Source organism: Actinomyces sp. oral taxon 169, from assembly GCF_013394715.1.
Classification (GTDB): Bacteria; Actinomycetota; Actinomycetes; order Actinomycetales; family Actinomycetaceae; genus Actinomyces.
In genome coordinates this window covers 621,471-634,588 of sequence record NZ_CP058259.1, presented here as the reverse complement: position 1 = coordinate 634,588, position 13,118 = coordinate 621,471, and the positions used below count along the sequence as shown (strand labels likewise).

The 13,118-nt window shown below is 69.3% G+C and carries 14 protein-coding genes and 1 tRNA gene; 5 read left to right on the top strand and 10 right to left on the bottom strand.

The window, feature by feature from the left end; translation table 11 throughout:
* Window positions 1–96: 96 nt before the first annotated feature.
* From rplA to HW274_RS02635, 5 genes are all read right to left on the bottom strand, one after another.
* Complete coding sequence (gene rplA / locus HW274_RS02655) at window positions 97–786, bottom strand: 50S ribosomal protein L1 (protein WP_075253443.1); 690 nt, start codon at window positions 784–786, stop codon at window positions 97–99.
* Between the two features lie 98 nt (window positions 787–884).
* A complete protein-coding gene (gene rplK / locus HW274_RS02650; protein WP_009233246.1) occupies window positions 885–1,316 on the bottom strand; it encodes a 50S ribosomal protein L11 in 432 nt (143 codons plus the stop codon).
* A gap of 258 nt (window positions 1,317–1,574) precedes the next feature.
* Window positions 1,575–2,420, bottom strand: a complete 846-nt coding sequence (nusG, locus tag HW274_RS02645; protein WP_075253441.1) for a transcription termination/antitermination protein NusG — start codon at window positions 2,418–2,420, stop codon at window positions 1,575–1,577.
* A gap of 135 nt (window positions 2,421–2,555) precedes the next feature.
* Entirely contained in the window at window positions 2,556–2,792 is a 237-nt protein-coding gene (gene secE / locus HW274_RS02640; protein ID WP_003789264.1) for a preprotein translocase subunit SecE, read from the bottom strand.
* Window positions 2,793–2,888: 96 nt separating this feature from the next.
* Window positions 2,889–2,961, bottom strand: a tRNA-Trp gene (locus tag HW274_RS02635).
* Window positions 2,962–3,169: 208 nt separating this feature from the next.
* Between HW274_RS02635 and HW274_RS02630 the strand changes: the two genes are divergently transcribed.
* The 3 genes from HW274_RS02630 to HW274_RS12750 all read left to right on the top strand — a co-directional run bounded on the left by HW274_RS02630 (window position 3,170) and on the right by HW274_RS12750 (window position 5,590).
* Window positions 3,170–4,384, top strand: coding sequence for a pyridoxal phosphate-dependent aminotransferase (locus HW274_RS02630; RefSeq protein ID WP_075253440.1), 1,215 nt, complete (start codon window positions 3,170–3,172; stop codon window positions 4,382–4,384).
* 156 nt (window positions 4,385–4,540) lie between these two features.
* Window positions 4,541–4,822 carry a hypothetical protein gene (locus HW274_RS12755; RefSeq protein ID WP_256692399.1) on the top strand — a complete coding sequence of 94 codons (282 nt, stop codon included), beginning with the start codon at window positions 4,541–4,543 and terminating at the stop codon, window positions 4,820–4,822.
* A 204-nt stretch (window positions 4,823–5,026) separates the two neighbouring features.
* Entirely contained in the window at window positions 5,027–5,590 is a 564-nt protein-coding gene (locus HW274_RS12750) for a hypothetical protein (protein ID WP_256692398.1), read from the top strand.
* 30 nt (window positions 5,591–5,620) lie between these two features.
* Here HW274_RS12750 and HW274_RS02620 read toward each other — a convergent pair whose 3' ends face one another.
* Window positions 5,621–6,868 (bottom strand): phosphotransferase, encoded by a 1,248-nt coding sequence (locus tag HW274_RS02620; RefSeq protein ID WP_003789258.1) that lies wholly within the window; start codon window positions 6,866–6,868, stop codon window positions 5,621–5,623.
* Window positions 6,869–7,202: 334 nt separating this feature from the next.
* On the opposite strand from HW274_RS02620, the gene HW274_RS02615 reads away from it, so the two are divergent.
* Window positions 7,203–8,288, top strand: a complete 1,086-nt coding sequence (locus HW274_RS02615; RefSeq protein ID WP_075255002.1) for an adenosine deaminase — start codon at window positions 7,203–7,205, stop codon at window positions 8,286–8,288.
* 172 nt (window positions 8,289–8,460) lie between these two features.
* On the opposite strand, the gene HW274_RS02610 is transcribed toward HW274_RS02615, so the two are convergent.
* The 3 genes from HW274_RS02610 to HW274_RS02600 all read right to left on the bottom strand — a co-directional run bounded on the left by HW274_RS02610 (window position 8,461) and on the right by HW274_RS02600 (window position 10,362).
* Window positions 8,461–9,771 carry a UDP-N-acetylmuramate dehydrogenase gene (locus HW274_RS02610; RefSeq protein ID WP_075255003.1) on the bottom strand — a complete coding sequence of 437 codons (1,311 nt, stop codon included), beginning with the start codon at window positions 9,769–9,771 and terminating at the stop codon, window positions 8,461–8,463.
* Window positions 9,772–9,874: 103 nt separating this feature from the next.
* Window positions 9,875–9,973: a 30S ribosomal protein bS22 gene (locus HW274_RS02605; protein WP_003792170.1), complete on the bottom strand. Its 99-nt coding sequence runs from the start codon at window positions 9,971–9,973 to the stop codon at window positions 9,875–9,877.
* 146 nt (window positions 9,974–10,119) lie between these two features.
* Window positions 10,120–10,362 (bottom strand): helix-turn-helix domain-containing protein, encoded by a 243-nt coding sequence (locus HW274_RS02600; RefSeq protein WP_003789249.1) that lies wholly within the window; start codon window positions 10,360–10,362, stop codon window positions 10,120–10,122.
* Window positions 10,363–10,638: 276 nt separating this feature from the next.
* On the opposite strand from HW274_RS02600, the gene HW274_RS02595 reads away from it, so the two are divergent.
* Entirely contained in the window at window positions 10,639–12,261 is a 1,623-nt protein-coding gene (locus HW274_RS02595; RefSeq protein ID WP_075255004.1) for a TrkH family potassium uptake protein, read from the top strand.
* Between the two features lie 76 nt (window positions 12,262–12,337).
* Here the strand turns inward: HW274_RS02595 and HW274_RS02590 are convergent, their stop codons facing one another.
* Window positions 12,338–13,006 (bottom strand): helix-turn-helix domain-containing protein, encoded by a 669-nt coding sequence (locus HW274_RS02590; RefSeq protein ID WP_075255005.1) that lies wholly within the window; start codon window positions 13,004–13,006, stop codon window positions 12,338–12,340.
* Between the last annotated feature and the right edge of the window lie 112 nt (window positions 13,007–13,118).

Here is a 13,118-nt window from a genome sequence, read left to right as displayed (position 1 = left end):
CCCCGACAGCACGAAAACCCCGCACACAGGCGAAGAACGGCGTCGGCCGCCTCCCGCATGAGGAGGCGGCCGACGCCGTCGTGAAGAAAAAGAGCCTCAGGCCTTGGTGACATCCATCGGGATGCCGGGGCCCATGGTGGTGGTCATGGTGGCCTTGAGGATGTAGCGGCCCTTCGAGGTCGAGGGCTTGAGGCGCAGGATCTCCTCCAGGGCGGCCTGGAAGTTCTCCGTCAGCTGCTCCTCGGTGAAGGAGGCCTTGCCGATGATGAAGTGGAGGTTGGAGGCGCGATCCACGCGGAACTCGATACGGCCGCCCTTGATGTCGGAGACGGCCTTGGCCACGTCCATCGTCACGGTGCCGGTGCGGGGGTTGGGCATGAGGCCACGGGGGCCCAGGACGCGGCCCAGGCGGCCGACCTTGCCCATGAGGTCCGGGGTGGCCACGGCGGCGTCGAAGTCCGTGTAGCCCTTGGCGACCTTCTCGATGAGCTCGTCGCCACCGACCTCGTCCGCGCCGGCGGCGAGGGCCTGCTCGGCGCGCTCACCCTGGGCGAAGACGACGACGCGGGCGGTCTTACCGGTACCGTGCGGCAGGGACACGGTGCCGCGGACCATCTGGTCCGCCTTGCGGGGGTCGACCCCCAGGCGGAAGACGACGTCCACGGTGGCGTCGAACTTGGTGATCGAGGTGGACTTGGCCAGGTGAACGGCCTCGGCCGGGGTGTAGAGGACTCCGGACTGGATCTTCTCAGCCGCGGCGCGGTAGGCCTTGGAGCGCTTGGTCATCTGCTTCTCCTTGCAGTCGTGGTGTTCGGGCCGCGCGAGGCCCTTCCACGGTTTCGTATGGGGATTGAGTTGAGAGAGCCGGTGAGCCGGCGAGTGCCTCAGGCCTCGACGGTGATGCCCATGGAGCGGGCGGTGCCGGCGATGATCTTGGCGGCGGCCTCGACGTCGTTGGCGTTGAGGTCGGGCATCTTGGACTCGGCGATCTCACGCACCTGAGCCTGGGTCAGGGAGGCCACCTTCACGGTGTGGGGGGTGGCGGAGCCCTTGGGGACGCCCGCGGCCTTCTTGATGAGCTCGGCGGCCGGCGGGGTCTTGGTGATGAAGGTGAAGGAGCGGTCCTCGTAGACGGTGATCTCCACGGGGATGACGTTGCCGCGCTGCGACTCGGTCGCCGCGTTGTACGCCTTGCAGAACTCCATGATGTTGACGCCGTGGGCACCCAGGGCGGGGCCGATCGGCGGAGCGGGGTTGGCCTGGCCGGCCTGGATCTGGAGCTTAATCAGCCCGGCGACCTTCTTCTTGGGGGCCATAGGAATGGGTCCTTCTTACTTGTCCGGATGTGCTGCACGCCTGCCGTGCAGCCGTGGGTGCATGCGCACACACAAGCGCTCATCGTAGCCCTCTGCCGGGCCGAGCAGGGCGCCCGGTGCGCGGTATCACAGGAGATCTGCCTGTGATTCACGGCTCCCGTGCCGTGGCCGCTGGGCGACCCAGGCGGTTGTGGCCCGACGACGCCTGCTTGCGTCGTCGGGCCACAACGGCTGACGGGGCCTGTCCTCAGGTCCGCCTCAGATCTTGGCGACCTGGGTGAAGGAGAGCTCGGCCGGAGTGTCGCGGCCGAACAGGGAGATGAGCACCTGGAGCTTCTGGGTCTCGGGGTGGATCTCGGCGATCGTCGCCGGCAAGGACTCGAAGGGGCCGTCGGTGACGATGACGGACTCGCCGACCTCGAAGGCGACCTCGAAGACCTGCCCACCCGTAGCGATCTGGGTGCCGGAGCCGGACTCGGGGGCCGTGGCCTCCGCGGCGGCGGCCTCCTTGGCGGCGAGCTCCTCGGGCGTGGGGCCGAGCTGGGCGACGGCCTCCTCGAAGGTCAGCGGCACCGGGTTGTAGCGGTCACCCACGAAGCCGGTCACCGCCGGGGTGTCCTTGATGGTGCGCCACACCTTGTCCGAGGTCTCCGGGTCATCCAGGTCCATGCGCACGAACACGTAGCCGGGGATGCGCACCCGGGAGACTTCCTTCTTCTTGTTGCCGTTCTTGATCTCGATGACCGTCTCCATGGGGACGGTGGCGTCGAAGATGTAGTCCTCGACCTCGAAGTTCTCGGCGCGGGCCATGATGTCGGCGGCCACGCGGCGCTCGTAGCCGGAGTAGGTGTGCAGCACGTACCACTGCCCCGGCAGGGCCGACATCTGGCGGCGGAACTCGGCCAGCGGGTCGACGACGGGCGCCTCCTCTACCGGCACAGCCGGCTCAGCGGCGTCGTCGACCTGCGCCTGGGCCGCCTCGTCGGTCGCATCGGCCTGGGCGGCCTCAACCGGCTCGACGGCGTCACCGGCCTCGTCGGTCGCGAGCGAGGTCAGGGCCTCGACGTCGTCGGGAGTGGTCTGCGAGGAGACATCCTCAGACATGGTGTACCTGCTTTCCAGTGGCGTGAGACGAGCGGATGCGACGGGCCGCGCGAGCAGCAGCGGCGTCGGGAGTAGACGTGGTCAGGGGCGCAACCGCGCATCCCCAATGAGGGTACGGCCGCAGAGGCCGGGAGGTCAGGCGAAGAGCCACATGACGGCCCGGTTGAAGGCGAAGTCCAGTACCCCGGTGAAGGCCATGATGGCGATGATGAAGACGACCACTACCGTGAAGTAGGTCCACAGCTCGTTCATGGTGGGCCAGACGACCTTACGCAGCTCGTCAATGACCTGGCGGATGAACAGGGCGATGCGCCCGAAGAAGCCGCGCTTGGTGGCCGACTTGCCTGTCGCAGCGCGTGCGCTCTCGCTCATGAATCTGGGTCCTCAGGGTCGACGGTCAGGTCAGTTCCCGCACAGCGGGGAGAAGACGAAACCGACGGGATCTCCCGACAGATCCGCCGTTCTCAGCAGGGCAGGCGGGACTCGAACCCACAACCGCCGGTTTTGGAGACCGGTGCGCTACCAATTGCGCCACTGCCCTTCAGCGGTGCTCTAGTCTGCCATACGAGGAAGCCTTTGCGGTAACCGCAGGCCGTGGGGTGCGCCACGCCGGGGCCGGCCGGGGTGCAGCGCCTTGCCACGTCCCCGGAGGAGCCCTGGAGGCGCCTAGGAGGTTCTCCGGCGTCGTCATCAGCGGATCAGACGTGTTTCAGACGCACGGATGTCGCTGGTCGTGGGACCATGGTCGGGTGACACCTGCACCCACGCACCGCGTTTCCGCCCGACTGTCCGCCATCGCCCCCTCCGCCACCCTGGCCGTCGACGCCAAGGCCAAGGCCCTCAAGGCCGCAGGCCGCCCCGTCATCGGCTTCGGCGCCGGAGAGCCCGACTTCCCCACCCCCGACTACATCGTTGAGGCCGCCGTCGCCGCCGCGAAGGACCCGGCCAACCACAAGTACTCCCCCGCCAAGGGACTGCCAGTCCTGCGCGAGGCCATCGCCGCCAAGACGCTGCGCGACTCCGGCTACGAGGTCTCCCCCGATGACATCCTGGTCACCAACGGCGGCAAGCAGGCCGTCTTCCAGGCCTTCGCCGCACTCGTCGACCCCGGCGACGAGGTCCTGCTGCCCGCGCCCTACTGGACCACCTACCCCGAGGCCGTCGCCCTCGCCGGAGGTACGACGGTCGAGGTCTTCGCCGGGGCCGACCAGGACTACAAGGTCAGCGTCGACCAGCTCGAGGCCGCCCGCACCGAGCGCACCAAGGTGCTGCTGCTGTGTTCGCCGTCCAACCCGACCGGCTCGGTCTACACGCCCGAGGAGCTCACCGCCATCGGCCAGTGGGCCCTGGAGCACGGGATCTGGGTCATCACCGATGAGATCTACGAGCACCTCCTCTACGACGGCGCCCAGAGCGCGCACGTCGTCAAGCTGGTTCCCGAGCTGGCTGAGCAGACGATCGTCCTCAACGGCGTGGCCAAGACCTACGCCATGACCGGATGGCGCGTGGGCTGGATGATCGCCCCCAGCGACGTCATCAAGGCGGCCACGAACTTCCAGTCGCACCTGACCTCCAACGTCGCCAACGTCTCGCAGCGCGCGGCGCTGGCAGCCGTCAGCGGCGACCTGGCCGCCGTCGAGCAGATGCGCACCGCCTTCGACCGGCGCCGGCGCACGATGGTGGAGATGCTCTCGCAGATCGAGGGACTGACCGTGCCCGTGCCCCGCGGCGCCTTCTACGCCTACCCCAGCATCGAGGGGCTCGTGGGGCGCACGCTGCGCGGCACCACGATCGACAGCTCGGCCACGCTGGCCGCGCTCATCCTCGAGCACGCCGAGGTCGCCATCGTTCCCGGTGAGGCATTCGGCCCCTCGGGCTTCGTGCGGCTGTCCTACGCGCTGGGCGACGACGACCTGGTCGAGGGAGTGGGCCGGGTCCAGAAGCTGCTGGCCGAGGTCGAGTAGCGCCTGAGGCTCCGCCTCCGCCATCGAGCCGGGCAGGTTTCGCGCCAGCCGACAGAGAGTCTGTCGGGCGCCGCGAAACCTGCCCGGCTCGGCGTTTGATACCAATGTGGTTGCGGACGGGCCTTCTGTATGCTTCAAAGACCTATCATCCGAATTGTGCCCGCCCACACTCCCGACGATGAACGTCGTGCCGCCGACCCCAGTACTGAGCCCGAGGTGCTGGAGTACCTCGCCAAGGCATTTCCCAATCTGCGACCGGTCGTCGCCGCCAATCCCGCTATCCCCGCAGTGCTGCGCGAGCATGTTCTCCAGATGGGCGCGAACGATCTCCCCAACGTCTCACCCGCGTCCCCCACCAGCGCCACGGACGCATCAGACACGAACCGTCCGAGGACCGCGGAAACCGCGTACCTGCCCACGGCATCAACCGCGGACTAAAGCAGCGTCTCGACGTACTCCGCGATCCCCGTCGAGACAGCTCCTCAGACGATGGCGCTGGAAGCCTCGTCGGCAGCGCCAGCAACGGCTTCAGCCCCAGGGACCACAGCACCACCCATGTCCGACAGCGCCCCAACAGTCTCGGCGGCACCGGCACCGTCCCTCGACCGTCCTGCGCCTCGTTCCAACTCTCATGCTGGGCTGATGACCGCACTGATTGTCGTTCTGATCCTCGTCGTCGCTGCGGCCGGAGTCTTCGGTGGCATGCTGCTGGCGAACCGTGGACGACAGTCCGATACGACATCCGCCCCGGCCGCTACTGCGGCCCCCTCCTCAAGCGCGGGTACTGCGGCAGAGCAGGCCGCACCTCCCACCGCCGGGCCGATACTCCCCAGCGGCCCCGCCCTTCCCACGTCCACAACGACGTACTCCTACCAGTACGTGGACACCCCGTCGAAGAACATCTCCTGCATCCTCTCCAACGAGGGAGTCGGTTGCTCGATCCTGGAGAGGAACTACGCCTCCTCCGGGATGCAGGACTGCCCCGATCGGGAGTTCTCCATCGTGGCGCTCGCCGGTCGCACCGAGGTCCGCTGCGGAGAGGAGTACCTGGGACAGTCCGGGGACACCTTCCACACGCTCGAGTACGGGGAGACCACGATGTTCTCCGACTACGCCTGCACCTCGCAGTCCAAGGGGATGACCTGCTGGAACACGATCACTGGACGAGGATTCACCATCTCCAGGAAGTCACTCATCCGCTTCTGACGGCCTCGAGCCGAGCATCCGGCGGGAGTGTCAGTGGGCGCCGCGGCGGGCCTGGATCTCGCGGCCCTGCGCCAGCCATGTCTCGGCCCGGGCCAGGCGGCCCTCGGCGTCGGGGCGCCACGGACCGCCGTCCTCGCGGCGGGCGCCGGCCACCAGGGACAGGACCACGCCGGCGCAGCGGGCACGCAGGGAGACCGGATCCACCTGCCGCTCGGCCATGCGGGTCCAGGTCTCCAGGATGGGGCGCAGCTTCGGGTAGGAGGCGGGCGCCAGGTGGTCCAGCACGCTGACGTGCCCCAGCAGGCAGGCCAGGTCGTCAACCCGGTAGCCGGGCCCCAGGGAGTCCACGTCGAGCAGGCTGGTGACGGACTCGCCCTCCATGAGGACATTGGCCTCGTAGAAGTCGCCGTGGACCGGGACCGGCCGACCGGCGTCGGAGGCGGCCATGAGCTGCTCGACCCCCTCTGCCACAGCCCGAGCGCGGGCGGCGTGCTCGGGCAGGACCGTGGCGGCGGCGTGCGCGTAGTGGCGGGCCCGCTCCGACCAGGCGGCGTGCGCCGGCAGCTGCATGGCGCTGGCCGGCAGGGCATCCAGCAGTGAGATGAGACCGTTGAAGACGCGTTCACTGCGCGAGACGCTCATGCCCTGGGACAGCAGACCGGACAGGGCCACTCCCCGACCGGTGGACAGCAGGACGAGCCCGTCGGGGTCCTCCCGCAGAACCTCGGGCGCGGGCACGCCTGAGGCCGTCAGCAGGCGGTGGCGCTGAGCGAAGGACGGGGCCTGGCTCGGGCGCAGGACCTTGGCGTAGGCGGTGGTCTCATCCGGGAAAGTGGCGCGCACGACCGCTCGACGCGTGGGCCGGTAGGCGACCATTGTGGCCTTGACCTGCGTGCCGATCCGGGCCGAGAGCAGCGAGGGCGTGCAGGCCACCACCAGGCCGGGAAGCTCGGGGTCGGCCGGGTGGCGCCACACATGGACCGCGGGGCCGTCCCCGCCGGTGGGGGCCACCCGGGTCAGTCCCGGTGCGTGCGGGTTGGACAGGCGAGCCGTCGTGGCGCACAGGTACTCGGTGGTGGAACGCCCGTTGGGCGCGACGACAACGGCCGTGTACCCCACCGACACCCCCGCTCCAGGGCGATGGTGGACTGAGTGGACCTCCCAGCTGGCCAGACGCTGGCCGGCCGGGGCGAGGGCGGCGGAGAGCACGGACGCGGCACGCGGCCCCGTCAGCAGGGCCACCTCCTCGGGCTCCTGGGACGCCGACGAGTGGTTCATAGCAGTTAGTCTGCCCCACCCACCTGATGGTTCGCCTCCAAAACGGCCCCTGGTGTTCGACAACAGCGGAAGCCCGTCCGTCCCCGCACGACGCGCTGGGTGGTCCAGATGGAGGACGTGCAGGGGCACAGATCTGTCACTCCAGGCGACTTTTAGGTCGAGTCGAGGCGGAGTGGCCAGGCGCCTCTCCACTATCTGCGCTGGTCCGCTCCCGCCTCTCCCCTCACAGGCTGTCGGAGCCTGCCGGAAAAGTCGCCAATCGTGACACTTCGGTGCCTCCCGCCTCGCGTGGGAGGGCTGCCGGTGGAGTGCGAACACGTGGAAGAATCCACCCATGCGAGACCTCGCCACCCTGCCCAAGGCGCACCTGCACCTGCACTTCACGGGGTCGATGCGCCTGGAGACCCTCATTGAGCTGGCCTCCAGCGCGCGCACGCGTCTGCCCTCGAACTTCCTGGACGGCGATCCGCTGCGCGTGCCCGCTGACCGGCGCGGCTGGTTCCGCTTTCAGCGCGCCTATGACACGGCCCGGGCCCTGGTGCGTACTGAGGAGGTCATGCGCCGCATCGTCCTGGAGGCCGCCCTGGATGACGCCGTCGAGGGCTCGCGCCGCTTGGAGATCCAGGTCGACCCGACCAGCTACGCCCCCTTCGTCGGAGGGATCACCCCGGCCCTGGAGATCATCCTCGACGCCGCCAAGCAGGCCACGACCCTGAGCGGGGTGGAGGTGGCGGTCATTGTGGCGGCCTCCCGGATGCGTCACCCGCTGGACGCCCGCACGCTCGCGCGCCTGGCGGTGCGCTACGCCGGAGACCAGCCGGGCGAGGTGATCGGCTTCGGCCTGTCCAACGATGAGCGCGCCGGGCAGACCTCCTCCTGGGAGCGGGCCTTCGCCATCGCCCGCCGGGGCGGCCTGGCCTCCATGCCGCACGGAGGCGAGCTCTTAGGGCCCGACCACCTGCGCGAGGTCGTCTCCGCGCTCGGCCCCACACGCCTGGGCCACGGGGTACGCGCCGGTGAGGACCCCGCGCTGCTGGACGCGATCGTCGCCTCTGGCATCAGCCTCGAGGTCTGCCCCGCCTCCAACGTGAGCCTGGGCGTCTATCACAGCCCCGACGACGTCCCTCTGCGCACGCTCATGAGCCACGGAGCGCAGATCGCCCTGAGCGCCGATGATCCCTTGCTCTTCCAGTCCCGCCTCGTCGACCAGTACGAGATCGCCCGGGCCCTGGGCTGCGACGACGCCGAGCTGGCCGAACTGGCCCGCGGCTCGATCCACGCCTGCTTGGCCTCCCCGACGGCCAAGCGGACCTGGCTGGCCGAGGTGGACGCCTGGCTGGCGGCACCCGACCAGGCTCCGGGAGCGCAGTCCGACGGCCCGGAGGCCGGCGACCTCGACCCTGACGCGCTCGCACGATAGGGGCTAGAACCGGCTGTGAGCACGCCCGGATAAGGATTCCGGGACGCAGGACCACGCCCCAGGATCAGGGGCCGTGCCAGCAACGCCCACTCCCCAGAGCCAGGGGGCGCCCACAACGGACCACATCTTCGCACGGCGAACCACGGGGCCGCCACGGCTTTGGACAGGCGGCCTAGAAGCCGACCTGGACGGGCTCGGGCACGAGTGTGACCCCGTAACGCTCACGCACTCCGGCCACCACCGCGTCGCGCAGGCGCGCCAGGTCGGCCCCAGTCGCACCGCCCCGGTTGGTCAAGGCCAGCACGTGCTTGGTGGAAAGCCCGGCCGGTGCGCCGGCCTCCACGGCGAAGCCCTTGCTGAAGCCGGCGTGGTCGATGAGCCAGGCGGCACTGGTCTTGACCAGCCCCTCGATGACGGGGGCGGCCTTGGTACCGAGCACCACCTGCGAGTGGTCGGTGACCGGGAAGCGCGGCGCGCCCTCGGGCAGCTGCTCGGCCTGCTCCGTGGTCAGGATCGGGTTGGTGAAGAAGGAGCCGGCCGACCAGGTGTCGTGGTCGGCACCGTCCAGCACCATCCCCTTGGAACGGCGCAGCTCAAGAACCGCCTCACGCAGCTCGCGCTCGGGCACGCGCTCACCCAGCTCGACTCCGAGTGCCCCGGCCAGCTGGGAGTAGGCGATCCGGGAGGACAGGGAGCCCTGCCGCACGGCGAAGGTGGCGTCGAGGACCACCCAGCGCCCGGTCGGCCCCCACAGGCGCCCGCCACCCACCTCCGTGTCGGTGAGGGACTGCTTGAGACGCGAGTCCCGGTAGGCCAGCCCCAGCTCGCCCAGGGCCAGCCAGACCACCCGGTTGCGCAGACGGTCCCAGGCGCGCACGCTGGCGATGAGCTCGGCGACCTCGGCGCCGTAGGCCCCGATGTTCTGCACGGGGGCGGCGCCCACCGTGCCGGGGATCCCGGACAGGGGTGCGAACCCGGCCCACTGGCTGGCGATGGCCTCGCGCACCAGGTCGTCCCAGGTGGTGCCGGCGGTGGCGGTGACCTCGACGCCGCCGCACACCGAATCCGAGACGAGTGAGACCTCGGCGCGGGCGTCCCGGATGACGAGACCGTCGAAGCCGGCGTCGGAGGCCAAGATGTTGGAGCCGCCGCCGATGACGAGGACGGGCGTTCCGGCGGCATCGGCCTCGCGGATCGCCTCGGTCAGCTCGCTCTGCGTGGTGGCCTCGACGTAGCTGCCCACCGGGCCGCCCACGCGGAGCGTGGTCAGCTCGGCCAGGCTGGTCGGCCGAGCGCCGGAGTCGGGCGTGTGCGCCAGGGCCTGGACGGGTTCGGGCCAGGCCGAGGGGTCGACGTCGGCACTCAGCGGGACGGTGCAGTCACCCTCCGCCAGGCGCGGATCGATCGACGGCTCGGTCGACGTCGCAGCCCGCGGTGCAGCTGACGGATCGATGGGGGCGCGGTCATCTGGGGTGGTGGTCAACGGAGGTCTCCGCTCTTCCTGATCGGTTCCTCGTGAGACAAGCAGGGCCCCGCTCACACCAGTAGTGTGCACGGAGCCCCGAGACGCGGACGGGCCGCTCGTCTCACTTCTTGTTGCGACGCTGGTGACGCGTCTTGCGAAGCAGCTTGCGGTGCTTCTTCTTGGCCATGCGCTTGCGGCGCTTCTTGATGACGGATCCCATGAGATCTCCTCGCAGTTCGCTTGTAGTGCCCGCAGACCCTCCCTGCGGGCCGAGGCAGGCCGGCGAGGGTTATGCCATGGGGCGGTTGGTCGGCGCGTGAGGCTCAGCGGCCGACCACGCAGGTGACCGCCTGAGTGTAGCGGCTCCTAGGACCCTGATGCCTCTGACGCGTCGTGGCCCCAGTCACCCAGACCTGCGGACAGGTAGTCGTGAACGGCGCGCTCGGGGACGCGGAAGGAGCGTCCGACCTGCATCGCAGGCAGATCGCCGGAGTGCACCATCCGGTAGACGGTCATCTTGGACACGCGCAGCATCGCCGCCACCTCAGCCACGGTGAGGAACGAGGGGGCGCCGGAGGCGCTGGGGGATGTGGGAAGGCCCGGTGCCATGAGCTTGAGGTCCGTTCGTCGCGGGTGGCCCCGTCGGGGCAGGAACACAGCCAATATATCTCCGCACCAGCCTTCGCACAGGGATTCTCGGGCACCATTCGCCACAGGCGTCGCATTTCACACTCGGTCACCAATCGTCGCTGCCGCAACCTCGCTGACCCACCCCTGATCCGGCCGTCAGAACAGCGAGTACCGGAGCCCGCTCACCGGCCCCACCCGAACACACCCGACCCACGACACCGGGAAACGTGACGAAGCCCCACCAGCGGGACCACAATGGCGACCGTGCCCCAGACAGACACCGCCCAGGAGCCGGAGCCCGGCCGCAGATCCCGCGGCGAGACCCCGACCGGGAAGCGCGGCGCCTCCCAGGCCGGCCGGCGACGTCAGGCCCACTGGCACGCCCCACTCGTGGGCGTCGTCGGCCATGCGTGGAAGCGCCACAAGAAGCACCCGAGCTCCGCAGAGGGAGCCGGCCCCCTCGAGGAGCCGCTGCCCCGCCCCCCACTACCAGGCACGGAGCCCACTGGGATTCGCCGTCTGCTCAGGCACATCGAGCCCCTCGGCCAGATCGCGAGGGCAGCCCGCTTCTACCCGGCCCGGCTGGCCGTCATCGTCTTCGCGGCCATCATCGTGGTGGTGACCGGCCTCCTCAGCCTCCCCATCGCCACGACCAGCGGGGAGCACGCCGACTTCCTCGACGCCCTGTTCACCGCCACCTCGGCCGTGTGCGTCACCGGCCTGAGCACGGTGGACACGGCGATCTACTGGTCCACCTTCGGACACGTCGTCATCATCCTGGCCGCGGCCGTGGGCGGTCTGGGAGTCATGACCCTGGCCTCCCTGCTGTCCCTGGCGGTGTCCCGGCACGTGGGACTGACTCAGCGGATGCTGGCGGCCTCGGAGAACCAGTCGCGCCTGGGTGAGGTGGGGCGGCTGCTGCGCGCCGTCATCTACACGGCCGCCGGCTGCGAGCTCCTCCTGACGCTCATGCTGCTGCCGCCCTTCCTCAGTCACGGCCTCGATGTGGGCCACGCCCTGTGGTACGCGGTCTTCATGGCGCTGTCGATCTTCAACAACGCCGGCTTCGTCATCATGCCCGAGGGCCTGGAGGCCTACTCCACCGACTGGTGGATCGGCCTGCCGATCATCCTGGGGACCTTCATGGGCGCCGTCGGCTTCCCCGTCATCCTGGACATCATGGGCCGACGCCGCCGCCCCCGCACGTGGAGCCTGCACACCAAGCTGACCCTGACGACCTACCTGGCCCTCACGGTCGCCTCGACCATCGCCATCGCCACCTTCGAGTGGAACAACCCACTCACCTACGGCTCCCTGCCCACGAGCGGGAAGATCATGACCGCGCTCGTCAACGGCGTCAACGCCCGCTCCTCGGGGCTGTCCACGATCCCGCCCGAGCACATGCACGAGGCGACCTGGTTCCTTCAGGACGCCCTCATGTTCGTCGGGGGCGGCTCGGCCTCGACGGCCGGCGGCATCAAGGTGACGACCTTCGCGGTCCTGCTGCTGGCGATCCTCGCCGAGGCCCGCGGTGACCAGGACATCGAGGCCTTCGGGCGGCGCATCACCCCCTCAACCGTGCGCCTGAGCGTGGCGGTGGCCTTCATCGGCTCCAGCATCATCGGGCTGGCCACACTCCTGCTGCTGCAGATGACCAACCTGTCCCTGGACCGGATCCTCTTCGAGGTCATCAGCGCCTTCGCGACCGTGGGCCTGTCCACGGGCATCACGCCCTCCCTGCCAGACGGGGCCAAGTACGTCATCGTGGCGCTCATGTTCGTCGGCCGCGTGGGCACCATGACGGCGGCCAGCGCCCTGGCGCTGCGCGAGCGGCGCCGTGTCATCCGGATGCCCGAGGCCAGCCCGATGATCGGCTGACCGGGGCGGCAACCCCACTGACGTCGGACGGCCCCTGTTTCCAGGAACCGGTGAACGCCGTCGGGAACTGTCTGGATCAGGCCCCTTCTGGAGCGAGCAGCTGCCTGAGAGTGGCGGCGGCACTCTCCACATCAGCACGGCCGGTGATGAGCTGCTCGACGATGAGGCCGAAGGAGACGCTCTGGATGAGGGAGGCCAGCTGATCGGGACTCAGACGGCAGGAGATCGTTCCCACCCTCTGCCCGTTGCGGCACAGGCGGATAAGACCGCCGTGGATGTCCCGGTAGCTCTCCTGGACCAGGACGCTCATCTCAGGATCACGGGTCAGCTCCCCCCAGGCATGGTAGGCCAGAGGCGCCCAGGAGCTCAGACCGACGTCGCCAGGAGCCTCATGGGCGTCATCCTGCCGGTCCGCCTCTGAGCCGGCTGCCGCGCCGTGCCGCTGATAGTTGAGCAGGGTCAGCGCCTCTATGAAGTCCCGTTCGAAGTCGAGCGGCTCCTCGGACTCGGCGATCCGCTTGATCCGCTCGACGAGCGGCCCCATGCGCCTGGTCAAGACCGCCCGAATGAGGGAGCGCTTGCCCTCGGGGAAGTAGCGGTAGACGGTCGACGACGACATTCCGGCCGCGGCGATGACCTCGTCCATGGAGGTGGCCTGGAAGCCGTTGCGCGCGAAGCACTCCTCGGCGGCCTGCAGGATCCGGTCGGTCTGACGCTCCCGGTAGGCGGCGGTCACTCGTGGCATACCCCCAGCATAGGTGACCCCAGACATCACAAATCGAAACGATCGTTGTTGACTAGGTGTCGCAGGAAGCCTAGACTCCCAAACGCAAACGAAAACGATAGTTTTGATATGG

Excerpts from the sequence above, each read along its gene's own strand:
- rplA (WP_075253443.1), bottom strand. The coding sequence starts at position 786 with ATGACCAAGCGCTCCAAGGCCTACCGCGCCGCGGCTGAGAAGATCCAG.
- rplK (WP_009233246.1), bottom strand. The coding sequence starts at position 1,316 with ATGGCCCCCAAGAAGAAGGTCGCCGGGCTGATTAAGCTCCAGATCCAG.
- nusG (WP_075253441.1), bottom strand. The coding sequence starts at position 2,420 with ATGTCTGAGGATGTCTCCTCGCAGACCACTCCCGACGACGTCGAGGCC.
- secE (WP_003789264.1), bottom strand. The coding sequence starts at position 2,792 with ATGAGCGAGAGCGCACGCGCTGCGACAGGCAAGTCGGCCACCAAGCGC.
- HW274_RS12750 (WP_256692398.1), top strand. The coding sequence starts at position 5,027 with ATGACCGCACTGATTGTCGTTCTGATCCTCGTCGTCGCTGCGGCCGGA.
- HW274_RS02620 (WP_003789258.1), bottom strand. The coding sequence starts at position 6,868 with ATGAACCACTCGTCGGCGTCCCAGGAGCCCGAGGAGGTGGCCCTGCTG.
- HW274_RS02615 (WP_075255002.1), top strand. The coding sequence starts at position 7,203 with ATGCGAGACCTCGCCACCCTGCCCAAGGCGCACCTGCACCTGCACTTC.
- HW274_RS02605 (WP_003792170.1), bottom strand. The coding sequence starts at position 9,973 with ATGGGATCCGTCATCAAGAAGCGCCGCAAGCGCATGGCCAAGAAGAAG.
- HW274_RS02600 (WP_003789249.1), bottom strand. The coding sequence starts at position 10,362 with ATGGCACCGGGCCTTCCCACATCCCCCAGCGCCTCCGGCGCCCCCTCG.
- HW274_RS02595 (WP_075255004.1), top strand. The coding sequence starts at position 10,639 with ATGGCGACCGTGCCCCAGACAGACACCGCCCAGGAGCCGGAGCCCGGC.
- HW274_RS02590 (WP_075255005.1), bottom strand. The coding sequence starts at position 13,006 with ATGCCACGAGTGACCGCCGCCTACCGGGAGCGTCAGACCGACCGGATC.